General features: G+C 36.8%; 17 protein-coding genes. 9 read left to right on the forward strand and 8 right to left on the reverse strand.

Annotated features, from left to right (window positions below; translation table 11 throughout):
* Positions 1 to 885 carry an NAD-dependent epimerase/dehydratase family protein gene (locus DYR29_RS20205; RefSeq protein WP_213278262.1) on the reverse strand — a complete coding sequence of 295 codons (885 nt, stop codon included), beginning with the start codon at positions 883 to 885 and terminating at the stop codon, positions 1 to 3.
* Positions 882 to 1,499 (reverse strand): NAD(P)H-dependent oxidoreductase, encoded by a 618-nt coding sequence (locus DYR29_RS20210; RefSeq protein ID WP_047424400.1) that lies wholly within the window; start codon positions 1,497 to 1,499, stop codon positions 882 to 884. The genes DYR29_RS20205 and DYR29_RS20210 overlap by 4 nt, the downstream gene beginning before the upstream one ends.
* 284 nt (positions 1,500 to 1,783) lie before the next feature.
* Between DYR29_RS20210 and DYR29_RS20215 the strand changes: the two genes are divergently transcribed.
* Together DYR29_RS20215 and DYR29_RS20220 are read left to right on the forward strand one after the other, a co-directional pair.
* A complete protein-coding gene (locus DYR29_RS20215; RefSeq protein ID WP_213278263.1) occupies positions 1,784 to 2,530 on the forward strand; it encodes a metallophosphoesterase family protein in 747 nt (248 codons plus the stop codon).
* Between the two features lie 40 nt (positions 2,531 to 2,570).
* Complete coding sequence (locus DYR29_RS20220) at positions 2,571 to 3,467, forward strand: LysR family transcriptional regulator (protein WP_213278264.1); 897 nt, start codon at positions 2,571 to 2,573, stop codon at positions 3,465 to 3,467.
* Here DYR29_RS20220 and DYR29_RS20225 read toward each other — a convergent pair.
* Positions 3,444 to 3,911: a GNAT family N-acetyltransferase gene (locus DYR29_RS20225; protein WP_213278265.1), complete on the reverse strand. Its 468-nt coding sequence runs from the start codon at positions 3,909 to 3,911 to the stop codon at positions 3,444 to 3,446. The genes DYR29_RS20220 and DYR29_RS20225 overlap by 24 nt on opposite strands.
* On the reverse strand, positions 3,912 to 4,346 hold the full coding sequence (locus DYR29_RS20230; protein WP_213278266.1) for a GNAT family N-acetyltransferase: 435 nt from the start codon (positions 4,344 to 4,346) through the stop codon (positions 3,912 to 3,914).
* 279 nt (positions 4,347 to 4,625) lie between these two features.
* Here DYR29_RS20230 and DYR29_RS20235 point away from each other — a divergent pair, with 279 nt between their 5' ends.
* From DYR29_RS20235 to DYR29_RS20245, 3 genes are all read left to right on the forward strand, one after another.
* Positions 4,626 to 5,501 (forward strand): aldo/keto reductase, encoded by an 876-nt coding sequence (locus DYR29_RS20235; protein ID WP_213278267.1) that lies wholly within the window; start codon positions 4,626 to 4,628, stop codon positions 5,499 to 5,501.
* Between the two features lie 169 nt (positions 5,502 to 5,670).
* A complete protein-coding gene (locus DYR29_RS20240) occupies positions 5,671 to 6,729 on the forward strand; it encodes an NAD(P)H-dependent flavin oxidoreductase (RefSeq protein ID WP_213278268.1) in 1,059 nt (352 codons plus the stop codon).
* Between the two features lie 72 nt (positions 6,730 to 6,801).
* The gene (locus DYR29_RS20245) at positions 6,802 to 7,410 is read left to right on the forward strand and encodes a hypothetical protein (protein WP_213278269.1); all 609 of its coding nucleotides are present in this window, start codon (positions 6,802 to 6,804) and stop codon (positions 7,408 to 7,410) included.
* Between the two features lie 47 nt (positions 7,411 to 7,457).
* On the opposite strand, the gene DYR29_RS20250 is transcribed toward DYR29_RS20245, so the two are convergent.
* From DYR29_RS20250 to DYR29_RS20265, 4 genes are read right to left on the reverse strand one after another with little or no spacing between them, the layout of a single operon-like run.
* The gene (locus DYR29_RS20250; RefSeq protein WP_213278270.1) at positions 7,458 to 8,795 is read right to left on the reverse strand and encodes a UDP-N-acetylmuramate--L-alanine ligase; all 1,338 of its coding nucleotides are present in this window, start codon (positions 8,793 to 8,795) and stop codon (positions 7,458 to 7,460) included.
* A 6-nt stretch (positions 8,796 to 8,801) separates the two neighbouring features.
* Positions 8,802 to 9,239, reverse strand: coding sequence for a hypothetical protein (locus DYR29_RS20255; protein ID WP_213278271.1), 438 nt, complete (start codon positions 9,237 to 9,239; stop codon positions 8,802 to 8,804).
* Positions 9,240 to 9,255: 16 nt separating this feature from the next.
* Positions 9,256 to 10,062: a lysophospholipid acyltransferase family protein gene (locus DYR29_RS20260; RefSeq protein WP_047373745.1), complete on the reverse strand. Its 807-nt coding sequence runs from the start codon at positions 10,060 to 10,062 to the stop codon at positions 9,256 to 9,258.
* A gap of 27 nt (positions 10,063 to 10,089) precedes the next feature.
* Positions 10,090 to 10,719: an NUDIX hydrolase gene (locus DYR29_RS20265; protein ID WP_047424417.1), complete on the reverse strand. Its 630-nt coding sequence runs from the start codon at positions 10,717 to 10,719 to the stop codon at positions 10,090 to 10,092.
* A 423-nt stretch (positions 10,720 to 11,142) separates the two neighbouring features.
* Between DYR29_RS20265 and DYR29_RS20270 the strand changes: the two genes are divergently transcribed.
* The 4 genes from DYR29_RS20270 to DYR29_RS20285 all read left to right on the forward strand — a co-directional run bounded on the left by DYR29_RS20270 (position 11,143) and on the right by DYR29_RS20285 (position 13,639).
* Positions 11,143 to 11,961 (forward strand): hypothetical protein, encoded by an 819-nt coding sequence (locus DYR29_RS20270; protein WP_047424419.1) that lies wholly within the window; start codon positions 11,143 to 11,145, stop codon positions 11,959 to 11,961.
* 115 nt (positions 11,962 to 12,076) lie between these two features.
* Entirely contained in the window at positions 12,077 to 12,475 is a 399-nt protein-coding gene (locus DYR29_RS20275; protein WP_213278272.1) for a hypothetical protein, read from the forward strand.
* 7 nt (positions 12,476 to 12,482) lie between these two features.
* Positions 12,483 to 13,217, forward strand: a complete 735-nt coding sequence (locus DYR29_RS20280) for a curli production assembly/transport protein CsgE (protein ID WP_249413547.1) — start codon at positions 12,483 to 12,485, stop codon at positions 13,215 to 13,217.
* Positions 13,218 to 13,228: 11 nt separating this feature from the next.
* Complete coding sequence (locus DYR29_RS20285) at positions 13,229 to 13,639, forward strand: curli production assembly/transport component CsgF (RefSeq protein WP_213278273.1); 411 nt, start codon at positions 13,229 to 13,231, stop codon at positions 13,637 to 13,639.
* The last annotated feature ends 22 nt before the right edge of the window (positions 13,640 to 13,661 follow it).

Here is a 13,661-nt window from a genome sequence, read left to right on the forward strand (position 1 = left end):
TTAAATAAAATTTTCAATTGAGTTATAGATGGGTTTCCATTCCAGTTCTGCGCTGGCTTTGTCTGCGCTGCATATACTGTTGGATGCAAAACCGAAATAGCCGCCCGCAGGACCGAAATTATCAACGGCATCCTGTATACTTAAAGACTGTGCCGGTTCCAGATTATATTTTTTACTGATGATTTCTGCAATGTTTCTTAAAGATGAAGCACCATTTTCTGCATAATAGATAGAGCCTTCTTTTGCTTTTTCCAAGGCGAGTACATACAGATCTGCCAAATCTTCAATATGTAGGTTAGACCAGATGTTTTCACCTTCTCCAAAATAAACACCGTGCCCTTTTTTTTGAGAAAAATTGACCAATGCCGGAATCTGAATGCTGTCTTTTTTTATTCCCAGACCTTCCCCGTAAACCATGGTGGGAACAATAACGATACTTCTTATATCTTTTTGAACAGACTGAAGAACATAATTGTTGATAAGAACTCTTGATGCCATTTCCAGTCTTGGAGTCAGAGGAAAATCTTCAGTATACACAAAATCACTTCTTTTACCATTTTCTTTACCTCCGAAAATTGCGGATCCGGAAGTAAATATGAACGTCTTATGACTTCCTTCCATTGCTTTGATGAAATTATCCACAGCGTAAGCGTCATCTGCAGAATCAGCATTGTGGATGACTGCATCAACGCTATCAACAGCTGTTTTTATTACATCTTCATTGTGAATATTCCCTACAATGGTTTTTATTCCCAATGACTCCAGTTCCTGTACGTGAGCTTCGTTACGAACTAATCCGGTTACTTCATAATTTCTGTCAAGCAGTTTTTTTGCGATAGTTCCGCCAATATAGCCGGTAATACCTGTGATCAGTATTTTTTTCATGATACTAATTCTGGTTTTAATTCTTTTTCAAATACGTTTCTTACATGTTCTCTGTAAAGTTTCATGTCGCGCTCTACATTGGCATTTTTCTCCACATCATGGAAATGGAAACTTTCCATTTTCTCCAGTGAGACAAAAGCATTCATTCTATGGAAACCAAATAATGGTCCATCATCTACACTTTTTTCACTGAAAAATTCTCCGGGAAGCGTGAAAGCGGTTGCAGGAGCATTCCAGCTTGTGGTCAGCATATATTTTCTTCCGCCAAGCATTCCTCCCGTACCATAGTTGATTTCAGGATTCTCAGCCTTTCTTCCGTCACTCATATAAATTCCTTTTGCATGACCTGCTGTGAAAACTTCATCAATATATTTTTTCAATCCGTTCGGAAGCTGGAACCACCAGATCGGAGTATGGTAAATAATGTAATCTGCCCAGACAAATTTTTGTACTTCTTCATGTTTATCATAATTTTCACTTACATTAGTGATCTTTACTTCTACATTGTCAAATTCTTTAAGAGCTGCTAATGTATTTTCTGCAATAGTCTGATTATATTTTCCTCCGGAATGTCCAAAATTCTGTCCTCCGTTGATGATTAGTACTTTTTTCATTTTTTTATGATTGTTTAAATTTTACTCTGCAAAGTTAGGATGCATGTTTGTATAATAAAAATAATATAAATTATAGGTAGTTATTATTTAAATGATAGTTTTGTTTTTTGATTCGGGTTGTGAGTTTCGAGGTTATTTTAATCAGGAGTTAATCATTCACCATTGGCTTTGCGAAGCAAAAATTGAGAATTGACGAATCTTCTTTTCATGGTGAAATGTCATGCGTTCTGTTGATCCTGATCTCACAGCTCTCTTGTAAATTTGTTATGATAAATAGAATGGATATGATACAGATTGCAATCTTTAGTGATGTGCATGGGAATCTTCCCGCATTAGATTCGGTGTTGAAGGATATAAAAGCAAGAGGAATTCAACATAAATTCTGCCTTGGTGATCTCATAGATTTTGCGCCCTGGGGAAATGAGGTAATAGAAAAGATGAGAAGTCTCAATATTCTTTGTCTAATGGGAAATCATGATGAAAGAATTGCTTTTGATTTTCCTGTTGTTCCTTTATCCAAACATTCTGAAGAAGAGACTGAAGCAAGATTTATAGCGATTGATCATTCTAAAAAACATATTACAAAGGAGAATAAAAAGTTTTTATCAGAACTGCCTTTTCATTTAAAATTAAATTATAAAGTAGGGAAGAAACACTGGAATATTCAGTTGGTTCATTCCAGCCTATCAAGCAATGACACTTATTTGTATGAATCAGAAGAGGATGAGATTTTTATAAGAATGCTGGAAGATGCTCAATCTGACGTCATTGTCATGGGACACACCCATTTATCTTTTAAAAAACAATTTGAAAATAACACATGGGCCATTAATTGTGGTTCCGTGGGGCGCTCTAAAGAAGAAAACAGACTGGCTTCTTATTTGGTGCTGACTTTAGACGAAGAGAAAATTACTCCGGAAATTATTCAAATACCTTATCCGATTGATGAAACGGTCCGTCAGATAAAGGAAAGCGGAATTCCGGATTATTATGCATTATTTCTTAAAAATGAAAATGTATTAATATTATAATTATTTTGTAACTTTGTATCAGAATATTAATAATTAAATCATGGTCAATTTAGAATGGTATCGTACTTTTAAGGCGATATATAAAACCGGGACATTGACGGGTGCTGCTGATGCTTTATTCATATCACAGCCGGGAGTGAGTCTGCATTTAAGCTCTCTGGAAGCTTATGTAGGATACAAACTATTCGACAGAACCGGTAGAAAAATGATCCCGACAGAACGTGGGAAAGTATTATTTAATGCCGTTGCTGAGCCTATTACCAAACTGGAAGATGTAGAGAAAAACTTTCAAAAATCTACAGAGAAACATACGCCTACCATCAGTGTCGGAATGTGTTTTGAAACTTTTCAGACGACGTTGGAGCAATATGTTTCTTCACTGCCTTTTAATCTGATTATCAGTTTTGGAGAATACCCGGAAATGCTGGATCAGCTGGATAAAGGAATTCTGGATCTTATCATCACTCCGAAAAAAGGGTCTTCACCCAATATAGAACATGAAGCTTTCTCTTCTGAACAAATCATTTTGGTGGGTGGAAAAGATGTGGATACAGCAGCTTTCAATAAAGTTTTGAAAACAAAAGATGCAGAGCAGATCGAGGAATGGCTGAAGAATGAAAAATGGTACGGAACCACCGGAGATATGGAACACCTTTTCCAGTTCTGGACCTTGAACTTTGGTCATAAACCTAATTTCCGTCCGAATTATATTGTTCCTAATCTGAATTCAATCATCCGTTGTTTGAAAGGTGGAACAGGACTAGCCGTTATCCCTGATTTTTTGTGTAAAAAAGACCTTGAAAGTGGGGAAGTTCAGCTAATTTGGGAAGGAAAAAAGAAGCTGGAAAACACGTTGTATTTCGGATGCCGTAAGAAAACCAATTATCAGACTGAAATAGAGCATATCAAAGGCTTATTCCGTCAGGTGATGGCTTAATACAACCATATCGCGCATTTGTAAACCATTTTCATATATCGGATCCGGATAATTTTCAATAAAAAAATCTTTCAGGACTCCGCTTTTAATGAAACCATTTTTCTCATAAAATCTGATCTGTTGGAATCCGGTATCGGATGTTCCAACGGTCAGTGTTTTATAATGATTTTCTTTGGCAATTTCTTTAGCTTTATTCATCAGAATACTTCCGATTCCTTTACTTCTATAGCTTTCAATGACTGCAATATTTTTAATTTCCAGTTCTGTATTGCTGTTTTTATACAATGCCATCACCGCAATATTTTCGGTGCGGTCATGTAAAAGATAAATGTCGGAATTGAAAATATACCGATCAATAGCTTCTCGGGTTTCATCCGCCAACAGCAACAAATGATAAGGAATTTCCGCATCCGGATTTAATAAACTCAATGTAAAATTTTCCATTTAAAGACTCATATGAATAAGTGGGTAATCTTTTCCTGAACCATCTTTTTCTGATCTTCTGATTTTTCTGAACCCCATTTTTTCATAAAATCCAATCGCTTGTGGATTCTGTTCATTCACATCCACTTTGGTCAATCCGGTCTTTTCTTTCATAAACTGATAAAGGGCTTTTCCATATCCTTTCCCACGGGCATCATCATGAATGAAGAGCATTTCAAGATTCCCTTCTGCTACGGCAGCAAAGCCTTTAGTGTCATTGTTTTCTATAATTAAATAAACTTCCAGATTAGGAAGATAATCTCTTGGAATGGCTCCTTTAAAATAATTGAAATCCTCTTCAGCCAGGAAATCGTGGGTTGCCTTTACGGCTGACTCCCAGATTTCCATAATTCTCGGATAATCCTCTGCTGCAGCCAATCTGATATTTTGTGACATGATTTTTAAATTTTAAGCAAAAATAGAGAAAATAGCGATGGATGCCAGAGGGAGAAGTAAATTTGCAACTAGCAACTAGCAACTAGCAACTAGCAACTAGCAACTAGCAACTAGCAACTAGCAACTAGCAACTAGCAACTAGCAACTAGCAACTGGCAACTCAAAACTGCAATTACATAACAATTTTTTAACAAGAACAGTAAAATTGGTAGGCAGAATTTTCAATTTTTTGTTGCAAATTTGTTTATCACTTTATATTAATAACTAAAATAAAGACTTATGCAAAAGAAAACCTATACAGGGCAGCCTGTGGTAACCTTAAATAACGGAGTGGATATTCCGGCTTTAGGCTTTGGAGTATGGCAGATGGAAGACCTGAAAGAATGTGAGAATGCAGTAATCAAAGCTATTCAAACAGGATATAGAATGATTGATACTGCTGCTATTTATCAGAATGAAACCGCTGTAGGTGCCGGGGTGAAAAATAGCGGAGTAGACAGGGATGAACTGTTTATCACGTCAAAAGTATGGGTTCAGGATCATGGGTATGAAAAGGCTAAAAGTGCTTTTCAGAGAACATTGGACAGATTACAGATGGATTATCTGGATATGTATCTGATCCACTGGCCTTATGGAGATTTCCTGGGAACGTGGAAGGCTTTGGAAGAATTATACAAGGAAGGAAAGATCAAAGCTATTGGGGTATGTAATTTTACCGTTGAGAAACTGGAAGAATTAAAAGCTAATTCAACAGTGTTACCGGTGATTAATCAGATTGAGCTGCATCCGGTATTCCAGCAGAAAGAACTGCAGATATACGACAGAGAAAATAATATTGTAACTCAGCCATGGAGCCCGCTTGGAAACGGTAATGCCAACCTTTTAAGCAATCCTGATCTGAAAGCAATCGCTGAAAAATATGGTAAGACCGTAGCTCAGGTAATTTTAAGATGGCACCTTCAGGAAGGATTCGTAGTGATCCCGAAATCTGTGACCCCGTCAAGAATTGAAGAAAACTTTAATGTATTTGATTTTGAGCTGACAGAAGATGAAATGAATGTCGTTCGTTCTTTGGATACAGGAAAAAGATTATTCTTTGATCCTAAAGATCCGGAATGGGAACAGAAAATGCTCAATTCCGTTGCGGATATTTAATAAAAATAAAGAATAGATTATTCCCACATATTTCGCAGAAAGCACAGATTTAATCCGCTGTATTTGTGAAATTTGTGGGAATACTGTTTTTATTCAGGTGAGGAATATCATATCCTGCTGGAAATGAAGTGTTCCTATTTTTTGTACCTTTTTAATTAAAATAGTTCTTATGTTTTGGCCCGATACAATCAGTAAAAAACTAGGGATACAATATCCTTTGATTCAGGCTCCGATGTTTGGAGTGAGTACGGTACAGATGGTGGCAGCCGCTGCAAAAGCAGAGTGTCTGGGATCATTGGCGTTGGCTGATCTTTCAGCAGATCAGTCTGTTGAATTGATCAGGGAAACGAAAAAATTGATAGATCAACCTTTCGCTGTAAATATTTTTGTACACCATATTCCTGAAGTGACGGATGGTTTAAAAGAAAAGTATATTAAAACCAAAGAGTTTCTTGAGCAGCTGGCCAGAGAAAATGACATTGATGCAGAGCTTCCGGAACTTGAGACAATCAGTATAAAGACTTATCATGAACAGGTAGATGCCATCATTGAAGAAAACTGTAAAATTTTAAGCTTTACATTCGGAAATCTGGATGATCAGAGTATTCAGAAATTAAAAGGAAACGGAGTTACCCTCATCGGAACCTGTACGTCTGTAAATGAAGCTTTGCAGCTTGAAAAATCAGGTATTGATATTATCTGTGTTCAGGGAATAGAGGCGGGAGGACACAGAGGAAGTTTTGACGCGGAGAATATTCCGCAGATCGGAGGGTTGTCTTTGCTGTCGCAGGCGTATGATCATGTGAGTGTCCCCCTGATTTATGCAGGAGGAATTTATGGTGCCAAGACCTTAAAAGCTGTTAAAGATTTAGGAGCGCAGGGCTTCCAGGTGGGAAATCTTTTATTGGCTTCTCAGGAAAGTGCTTTACAGCCTTTTGAAAAGGAAAGACTGAAAAAAGTAAGAGAAGAAGAAATTATGTTAACGAAAAGCTTTTCCGGACGATATGCCAGAGGAATAAAAAATCAATTTATAGAAGCGGTTGAAAACTCAGAATATATTTTACCCTATCCTTATCAGAATAAACTGACCAATGCGTTGCGTAAAGCAGCAAAATCTCTGCAAAATACTGAATTTGTATCTATCTGGCTGGGGCAGTCTATTCACCAGTATAGTGAACTTTCCACAGAAGAAATTTTGAGAAATCTGATCAAAGAATGTGAAAGATAGGTCAAGATAGTTTCAATTTGCTGGCAATTTTCTATTTTCGTGAAAGATAAAAACTAAAATCAGCGAAAATAAATGAAATTTTCAGAGGGAATTCAGAGATCACTTCCGTTCGGCTACCTGTTTCTTGTCGTAATGGGAATATTAAAAGAAAGTGTCTTCTATTACCAGATAGGCATTAATATTCTAAAATACTCAACAATTATGGATATCTTGATCAGTCCGATTGCTACCTTAACGGCTCATCCTGTGATATTGATTATCCTCATTGGTATCATTATATTTTCATTTGCTTTTCCCTCTTTTTTATCAAAACAGGCCAGTAAAAATAAACGTTGGGCATTCCAGATGGCATCTCTTAAAGGATATGAAAATATGAGCAAAGAGGCTATTGAGAATCATTTTACCAATATGTTTGTGAAGTTTCTGGCCATGATGCTGCTGTCTTTCTTTGTAGGAATAGGCCTGGGAGAAGGATTTGGGCTTACCAGAAAGATAAGGGAAAACAAACTTAAATATGACTATAGATTAAACTATGGTGATGATAAGTTTGAACAGGTTCATCTCATAGGATCCAACAGCATGTATTATATTTATCTGGCAAAAGGAAATAAAACAATAAAAATAGCACCGTTGAGCTCCATAAAAAATATTGAATTAACCAATAACAAGAAAATTGAATGATAATAATTTAATAAAAAAGCTTCAGATAAGATTCTGAAGCTTTTTGTTTATTTTGTTAAATCAAGACCACCGAAATTTCCGGAACTCATCATGAGATAAACACCATCCGTTTTATCCAATGTATTCCAATAGGCATGAAGATCTTCAGCGTTTGTAAATACCTTTAAATTCTCATTCTTGAATTTTTCTTTGATAAATTCTGGTGATATAGGCTCCATTCTCTTGATCTTCAAAGCATCTTCAGAATAGAAAACGATAGCTTCATTCAAACCGTCCATGGCATGGTCATACTGCTCCAGGAAGGCCGGATTTAAACTGGAATACGTGTGCAGTTCCAGAAATCCGTATTTCTTATCATTTTTAAACTGTTCAGTGAACGCTTTTACAGCTGCCTTCACCTTGCTTGGAGCATGAGCAAAATCTTTATAAAGTGTTCCCTTATCTTCTCTTTCTACTTTTTCAAGACGTTTGGATGCTCCTTTGAAGCTCATAATGGCCTCATAGAAATCTTCATCCATAATACCCAGCTGTCGGCAGATATGTCTTGCGCCTTCCATATTCAACAGGTTGTGAGCTCCAAAAACAGAAAGCGGAACATCTCCCATTTCAGTTTTTAAATACACTTTACCATTACTTATTTCGTATTCAGGAGTTCTATAAGGGATTTTTCTGAAATAGTTTTCAGCATTTTCCACTACTTTCACTACTTCCGGATCTTCTTCGTTATATACCAGAACGCCTCCTGCTGTAATGCTTGCCACAAATTTTCTGAACTGATCTATATAATCATCAAATGTTTTGAAAACATTGATATGATCCCATGCAATACCACTCATTAAAGCGATATTCGGCTGATACAGTAAAAATTTGGAACGAAGATCAATAGGAGAAGAAAGGTATTCATCACCTTCCAGAACCATGAAATCATTATCCTGAGTCAGTTTTACCATACAGTCGAAACCTTCAAGCTGAGCCCCAACCATGAAATCCACATCTTTCTGATGGAAATTCAGAACGTGAAGAATCATTGAAGTGATGGTTGTTTTACCATGTGATCCGGCAATAACAACTCTGGTTTTATTTTTAGACTGTTCGTACAGGAATTCAGGATAAGAATATATTTTCAGACCCAGTTCTTTTGCTTTTGCCAATTCAGGATTATCCTGATGGGCATGCATTCCAAGAATAACAGCATCAATATCCGGAGTGATCTTTTCCGGGAACCAGCCCATTTCCTGAGGCATAATTCCTTTCTTTTCCAAACGGGATTTTGAAGGTTCAAAAATAGCGTCATCAGAACCTGTCACCTGATATCCTTTGTCTTTTAATGCAATCGCAAGATTATGCATGGCGCTTCCGCCAATGGCAATGAAGTGGGTTTTCAATTGTATTTACTGTTTTTTAACATTAATATTAATGACCTGCTGGAAAGCTTCAAGAATGTTGTTCCAGTTGGTCTGATAATTCGGGATGATCATGCTGGCATCTGATTTACTCCCTTCATTTGGACCTTTCTTAACATTGATGGAAGTTGAAATATTGTCGTACAATTTTTTACGGTCTTCCTGTATTCTTCTGAAATTATTCTGAGAAAGTACCTGATCCAGTTTCTTTAAATCCTCATCAGAAATTTTAAAATCTTGTTTATATTTTTTACCCTGCCCTTCAAAAGAGTAGTGTACATTATTCCCTTTTATAAGCATATTTTCATATACAGGAGCATAGCCTCCACTTTTCGAATAGCTGATATCAAAATCCGAATATACTTTCTGGCTGTTGCATGAAACTAATACTATGATTGCGAATAAGATTCCAAGTATTTTGTTCATAATTTTTGTCATTACTTTAATTATTTGAGTCCTTTTGTTCTAATTTTTTAGCTTTAAGTTCTTCATCATAACTGTGTAATAGGTTGAAATCTTCTGTCTGCTCAATGGCAGTCATGATTTTCAATAAAATTTCCGGTGCTTTTTCATTATCATAATCAATATCCAAAGGAGCCTTAAATTCCATCGTAGGTTTTACACCGGTTACCTTTACGCGGAGTCCTTTTTTATCAAAAGCTCTTCTGAATCCGTTTATTTTGATCGGAATTACAATAGGACGCTGATTCTTTACCAACTTGGCCGTTCCTCTTCGTCCCTGTGCAAAAGCAGAAGTAGTTCCTTGAGGGAAAGTCGCTACCCAGCCATTGTCCAATGCTTTCATAATATTATCTACCTCGCTCATGTCTACCATTCTGTTGACATTCTTTCCTTCGGCTCTCCACGTTCTTTTTACCGTTACAGCACCTGCAATTTTGAAGATTTTAGGAAGAATACCCTTATTCATAGTTTCCTCTGCTGCTACATAGTAAAAATCGATCTTTGGATTCAATAGGTAGATTGGATTTTTTATCGTGTTCAGATATCCGTTATTTACAGCACAGAATGCATGATACATTGCTGCCACATCTGCAAAATAGGTCTGATGGTTGGATACAAAAAGTACGTTAGAGTCCGGAAGATCCACAAGGTGTTCTGTTCCGGTTATCTTTAACTTATTAAAGCCGTTGAATCTTCTGTATGATACAACTCCTAAAATAAAAATAATAAACCTTTTCAAAAAATAAGGTGTTCCGAATGCATCGGTGAAAATATTTTTCTTCGCCATCTCTCAATTAAACACGGTAGTGCAAAGTTACATTTTTTTCAGCAACTGGCTGAATTCACTTAATATCATCGCTGTTGCACCCCAGATAATGTATCCGTTGAAATTGATCACAGGAACCTCATATCCGTTTGCGTTGGGCAGCGCCATGATTTCCGGGGTATCAGACAGGTTCAGAAAGGAAGTGATGGGGAATTCTATGGTTTCCACAGCTTCCGTCTGCTGAAGAACGAAGGCGGGATTCTTTTTAGTATAAGAAATGTAGGGATATACATAAAAATTGCTCGGTGGAATATAAATAGGAGACATTTCTCTGATAATCCTTACATAATGCTTGTCTATTCCGATCTCTTCGGAAGTCTCCCGAATTGCGGTTTCAGCAAAATCTCTGTCCATCTCTTCACGCTTTCCTCCAGGCAGTGAAATCTGCCCGCTGTGTCTGTCGTGCTCATTAATTGTTCTTTGAATCAATGGAAAATACCACTCGTTGTCTTTTAAATATAGAACAATATTTACAGCTGCAAACTTAGGATTCTTTGCCAATACTTCATCATAAGTAAAGACCGGGCGTGAGGGAGGTGAGAAAACTCCATGCGCGTGTTCACCGGGAAGTTCTACACTTTTTATTTTTCGTAATAAATCTTTTCCAAAATTTTCCATACTTCAAATTTAACAATATATCTTGAAGAAATAAGGGCCTTAACATTAATTAACCATGTAAGATCAGGATGAAAAGATCAGTAACTTTGGATTTTCCTTGACAAATGAAAGATGGATAATTAATGGTGGTAATATTTTAAAACCCAGCGTTGTGAAGTGTTACTGCCCATGATGAATTTAAAAAAATGAGTGAAAATCACGTCAAGAGATTATTCAATATTCACCATTGAATGAGCTAGTTATGAGTCTTAAAATGACTCCCGTATTTTTCCGTAACTGAAAACAATGACTTCCCTGCAACGGCAAATGGTGACCCTTACAACTATAAACAGTGACTTTTGAAATTTACACTTTGATGGTGGTTTTTCATTTTGACTCAGAGGCTATCTTTGCCTTACTATTAACCAATTAATTTTTACTAAGATGAAAAATTTACTTACAGGTGTATTTACACTATTCGCCATGAGTTTCGGATTTGCACAATTCAATATTGATGTAACTACCCAAACAGGAAACTTAAATGTTGCTACTGTGGATCAGACTGGCCTTTTGAATATCAACTCTTTGACACAGACAGGAAATCGTAATACTGCAGACATTGATCAGGTAGGTATTTTGAACGTTAATACTGCAAAAAGTATCGGAAACAGAAACTCTATAGACGTAGATCAGGTGGGTATCGGAAACTCAAACGAAGTCATGCAGATGGGAAACAGAAACTCTGCTTCAACATGGCAGCTTGGAGTTCTTAACTCTACAGAACAAACTCAGATCGGAAGAAGAAATGATGCTTCTTCAGTACAGGTAGGATTAGGTAACTCTGTTGTTCAATATCAGGACGGAAGAAGAAATGATGCTTCAGCTATTCAGTTAGGTAGCGGTAATCAGGCATTCCAGGTTCAGCTGGGAAGAAGAAATGATGCCAGCGGACTTCAGATAGGAGCTAATAATGTCCTTGTTCAGTATCAGGATGGTGATGATAACAGTGCTAATCATGTACAAGCAGGAACAGGTAATATCGCAGCTTCAGTTCAGGTAGGAGATGATAATACTTCTGTGGGAGTACAGGCAGGTAATGCCAACCAGCTTTATCAGTTCCAGATAGGAAATTCCAATACAGCTATTGACCTTCAGATGGGTAATGGTAACTTTACCTGGGTAGCTCAAAGCGGTACTGGCCATGTTCACTTAGGAGCTCAGATGGGTAACGGAAACTCAATGATTGTGAATCAATCCAATTAAGCCCTATAACACATACTGTAAATCTTAGAAATTGTAAAGGAGAAGCTACAGGGTTTCTCCTTTTTTACCTCCGGTTTCTACCAGTTTGCATCAGTACCTTTAATACATAGAGGCCATGTTTACTTTAAGATGGAGTATTCTTGCTCTTTTCATAGTATTGCCATTGCAGGCACAGGAAATAGACTGGGATAAGATCAACAGCAATACAATCTTTAATCTTATAGCCAGGCAGCAGACTGATCAGACTTCATTCGGTTCCAATATTATTCAGATAGGAGAGTATAACAATGCCGAGCTTTCTCTGAATGCCAGAACTCATATTGCTGTAAAACAACTGGGAGACTTTAATACGCTTTATTTTATCAACTCATTTACAGATAAAGAAACTAAAGCTGCAGTTACTGCACAAGGAAACAACAATATTATTGATGTCACGGGAAGCAACAGTATTTCGGATGGAATTCAGATCAATGTAAAGGGAGACAATAAAACAGTTTTCATGAGAAACTATTAAAATACAAATGATGAAAATTTTATATTCCCTTAGCCTGAGCACATTTTTTAGCTTCCTGTCTGTATGGATGTATGGGCAGGAAGATAAAAAAGTAAATGCAAGAATAGAGAGCAGTCTCCTTGAAAATCAGATTATCCTGAAAGCAATTGTAATGAACAATACCACCGTTTATAAGGAACTGAATTACCTTTTGGTTTCTATTAAAAAAGGAAACGGCGGGAACCTTTCAAACAATCAGCAGAGTGGTAAATTTTCTGTTAATCCCAATGAAGTCAAAATACTATCGGAGATCAGCGTAAATCTTGAATCAAAAGATGCTTTGAAGGCCTTTCTTTATATCAGGGATGAAGAAACACAAAAACTGGTCGCCAAAGACAGCCTGGAGCTTAACAGCGATCTTTTTAAAAAGAAAACCGCAAAGGTAGAAGAGGATGCAGCTTATGAACTGAGAGGACTTACCATTGATGAAACCAAAACCAAGGTTGGAAAAGATTTTTATGATCTGTTTTATATGCAATACAGTCAGCTTCCGGATAAAAGCAGCAGTGCCGTTACCATTACAGAACTTCCCCTTCGCGGAACAAGCGGCCAGATCAATATTCAGATTGAGGATAAGATTATTTACAGTTTTATGACCAATCCGGCAGAAGATTATTTAGCAGAACAGCTGGTCTACAGCTTAAAATATATCAAAGAATTTAATGCTAAGAAAAACCTTATTAAAAATGAATTTATCTACTAAAAATGTCCGCCATGAAAACTTTTATCATTATTTTGACCTTTATTGCGGGTATTTTCTACGGAAAATCTCAGCAGCTCGTCTACAAACCGGTCAATCCGGCTTTTGGGGGTGATACCTTTAATTACCAGTGGCTTTTAAGCTCTGCCAATGCACAAAACCAATTTGACGAAAAAAATGATTTCAGCAATCTGCTGGATCGTGTAAACTCTCTTGACAGCTTTACCCAGAGTCTCAACAGACAAATTCTCAGTGAACTTTCAAGAAAACTGTTTGATCAACAGTTTGGTGATGGAAACATAAAGCCGGGAAATTATCTTTTCGGATCGCTTTACTTACAGATTACCAATACTAATCAGGGACTTTTAATCAATATTTTGGATACCAGCAATGGCGATCAGTCCGAGATCGTAATTCCGAAATAGGAAATCACTAAAAATAAACTTA

The sequence above is a fragment of the Chryseobacterium indologenes genome, from assembly GCF_018362995.1.
Taxonomy (GTDB): domain Bacteria; phylum Bacteroidota; class Bacteroidia; order Flavobacteriales; family Weeksellaceae; genus Chryseobacterium; species Chryseobacterium indologenes_G.

Coding starts and splice junctions, on each gene's coding strand:
- DYR29_RS20205 (WP_213278262.1), bottom strand. CDS start 885: ATGAAAAAAATACTGATCACAGGTATTACCGGCTATATTGGCGGAACT.
- DYR29_RS20210 (WP_047424400.1), bottom strand. CDS start 1,499: ATGAAAAAAGTACTAATCATCAACGGAGGACAGAATTTTGGACATTCC.
- DYR29_RS20215 (WP_213278263.1), top strand. CDS start 1,784: ATGATACAGATTGCAATCTTTAGTGATGTGCATGGGAATCTTCCCGCA.
- DYR29_RS20220 (WP_213278264.1), top strand. CDS start 2,571: ATGGTCAATTTAGAATGGTATCGTACTTTTAAGGCGATATATAAAACC.
- DYR29_RS20225 (WP_213278265.1), bottom strand. CDS start 3,911: ATGGAAAATTTTACATTGAGTTTATTAAATCCGGATGCGGAAATTCCT.
- DYR29_RS20230 (WP_213278266.1), bottom strand. CDS start 4,346: ATGTCACAAAATATCAGATTGGCTGCAGCAGAGGATTATCCGAGAATT.
- DYR29_RS20235 (WP_213278267.1), top strand. CDS start 4,626: ATGCAAAAGAAAACCTATACAGGGCAGCCTGTGGTAACCTTAAATAAC.
- DYR29_RS20240 (WP_213278268.1), top strand. CDS start 5,671: ATGTTTTGGCCCGATACAATCAGTAAAAAACTAGGGATACAATATCCT.
- DYR29_RS20245 (WP_213278269.1), top strand. CDS start 6,802: ATGAAATTTTCAGAGGGAATTCAGAGATCACTTCCGTTCGGCTACCTG.
- DYR29_RS20255 (WP_213278271.1), bottom strand. CDS start 9,239: ATGAACAAAATACTTGGAATCTTATTCGCAATCATAGTATTAGTTTCA.
- DYR29_RS20260 (WP_047373745.1), bottom strand. CDS start 10,062: ATGGCGAAGAAAAATATTTTCACCGATGCATTCGGAACACCTTATTTT.
- DYR29_RS20265 (WP_047424417.1), bottom strand. CDS start 10,719: ATGGAAAATTTTGGAAAAGATTTATTACGAAAAATAAAAAGTGTAGAA.
- DYR29_RS20270 (WP_047424419.1), top strand. CDS start 11,143: ATGAAAAATTTACTTACAGGTGTATTTACACTATTCGCCATGAGTTTC.
- DYR29_RS20275 (WP_213278272.1), top strand. CDS start 12,077: ATGTTTACTTTAAGATGGAGTATTCTTGCTCTTTTCATAGTATTGCCA.
- DYR29_RS20280 (WP_249413547.1), top strand. CDS start 12,483: ATGATGAAAATTTTATATTCCCTTAGCCTGAGCACATTTTTTAGCTTC.
- DYR29_RS20285 (WP_213278273.1), top strand. CDS start 13,229: ATGAAAACTTTTATCATTATTTTGACCTTTATTGCGGGTATTTTCTAC.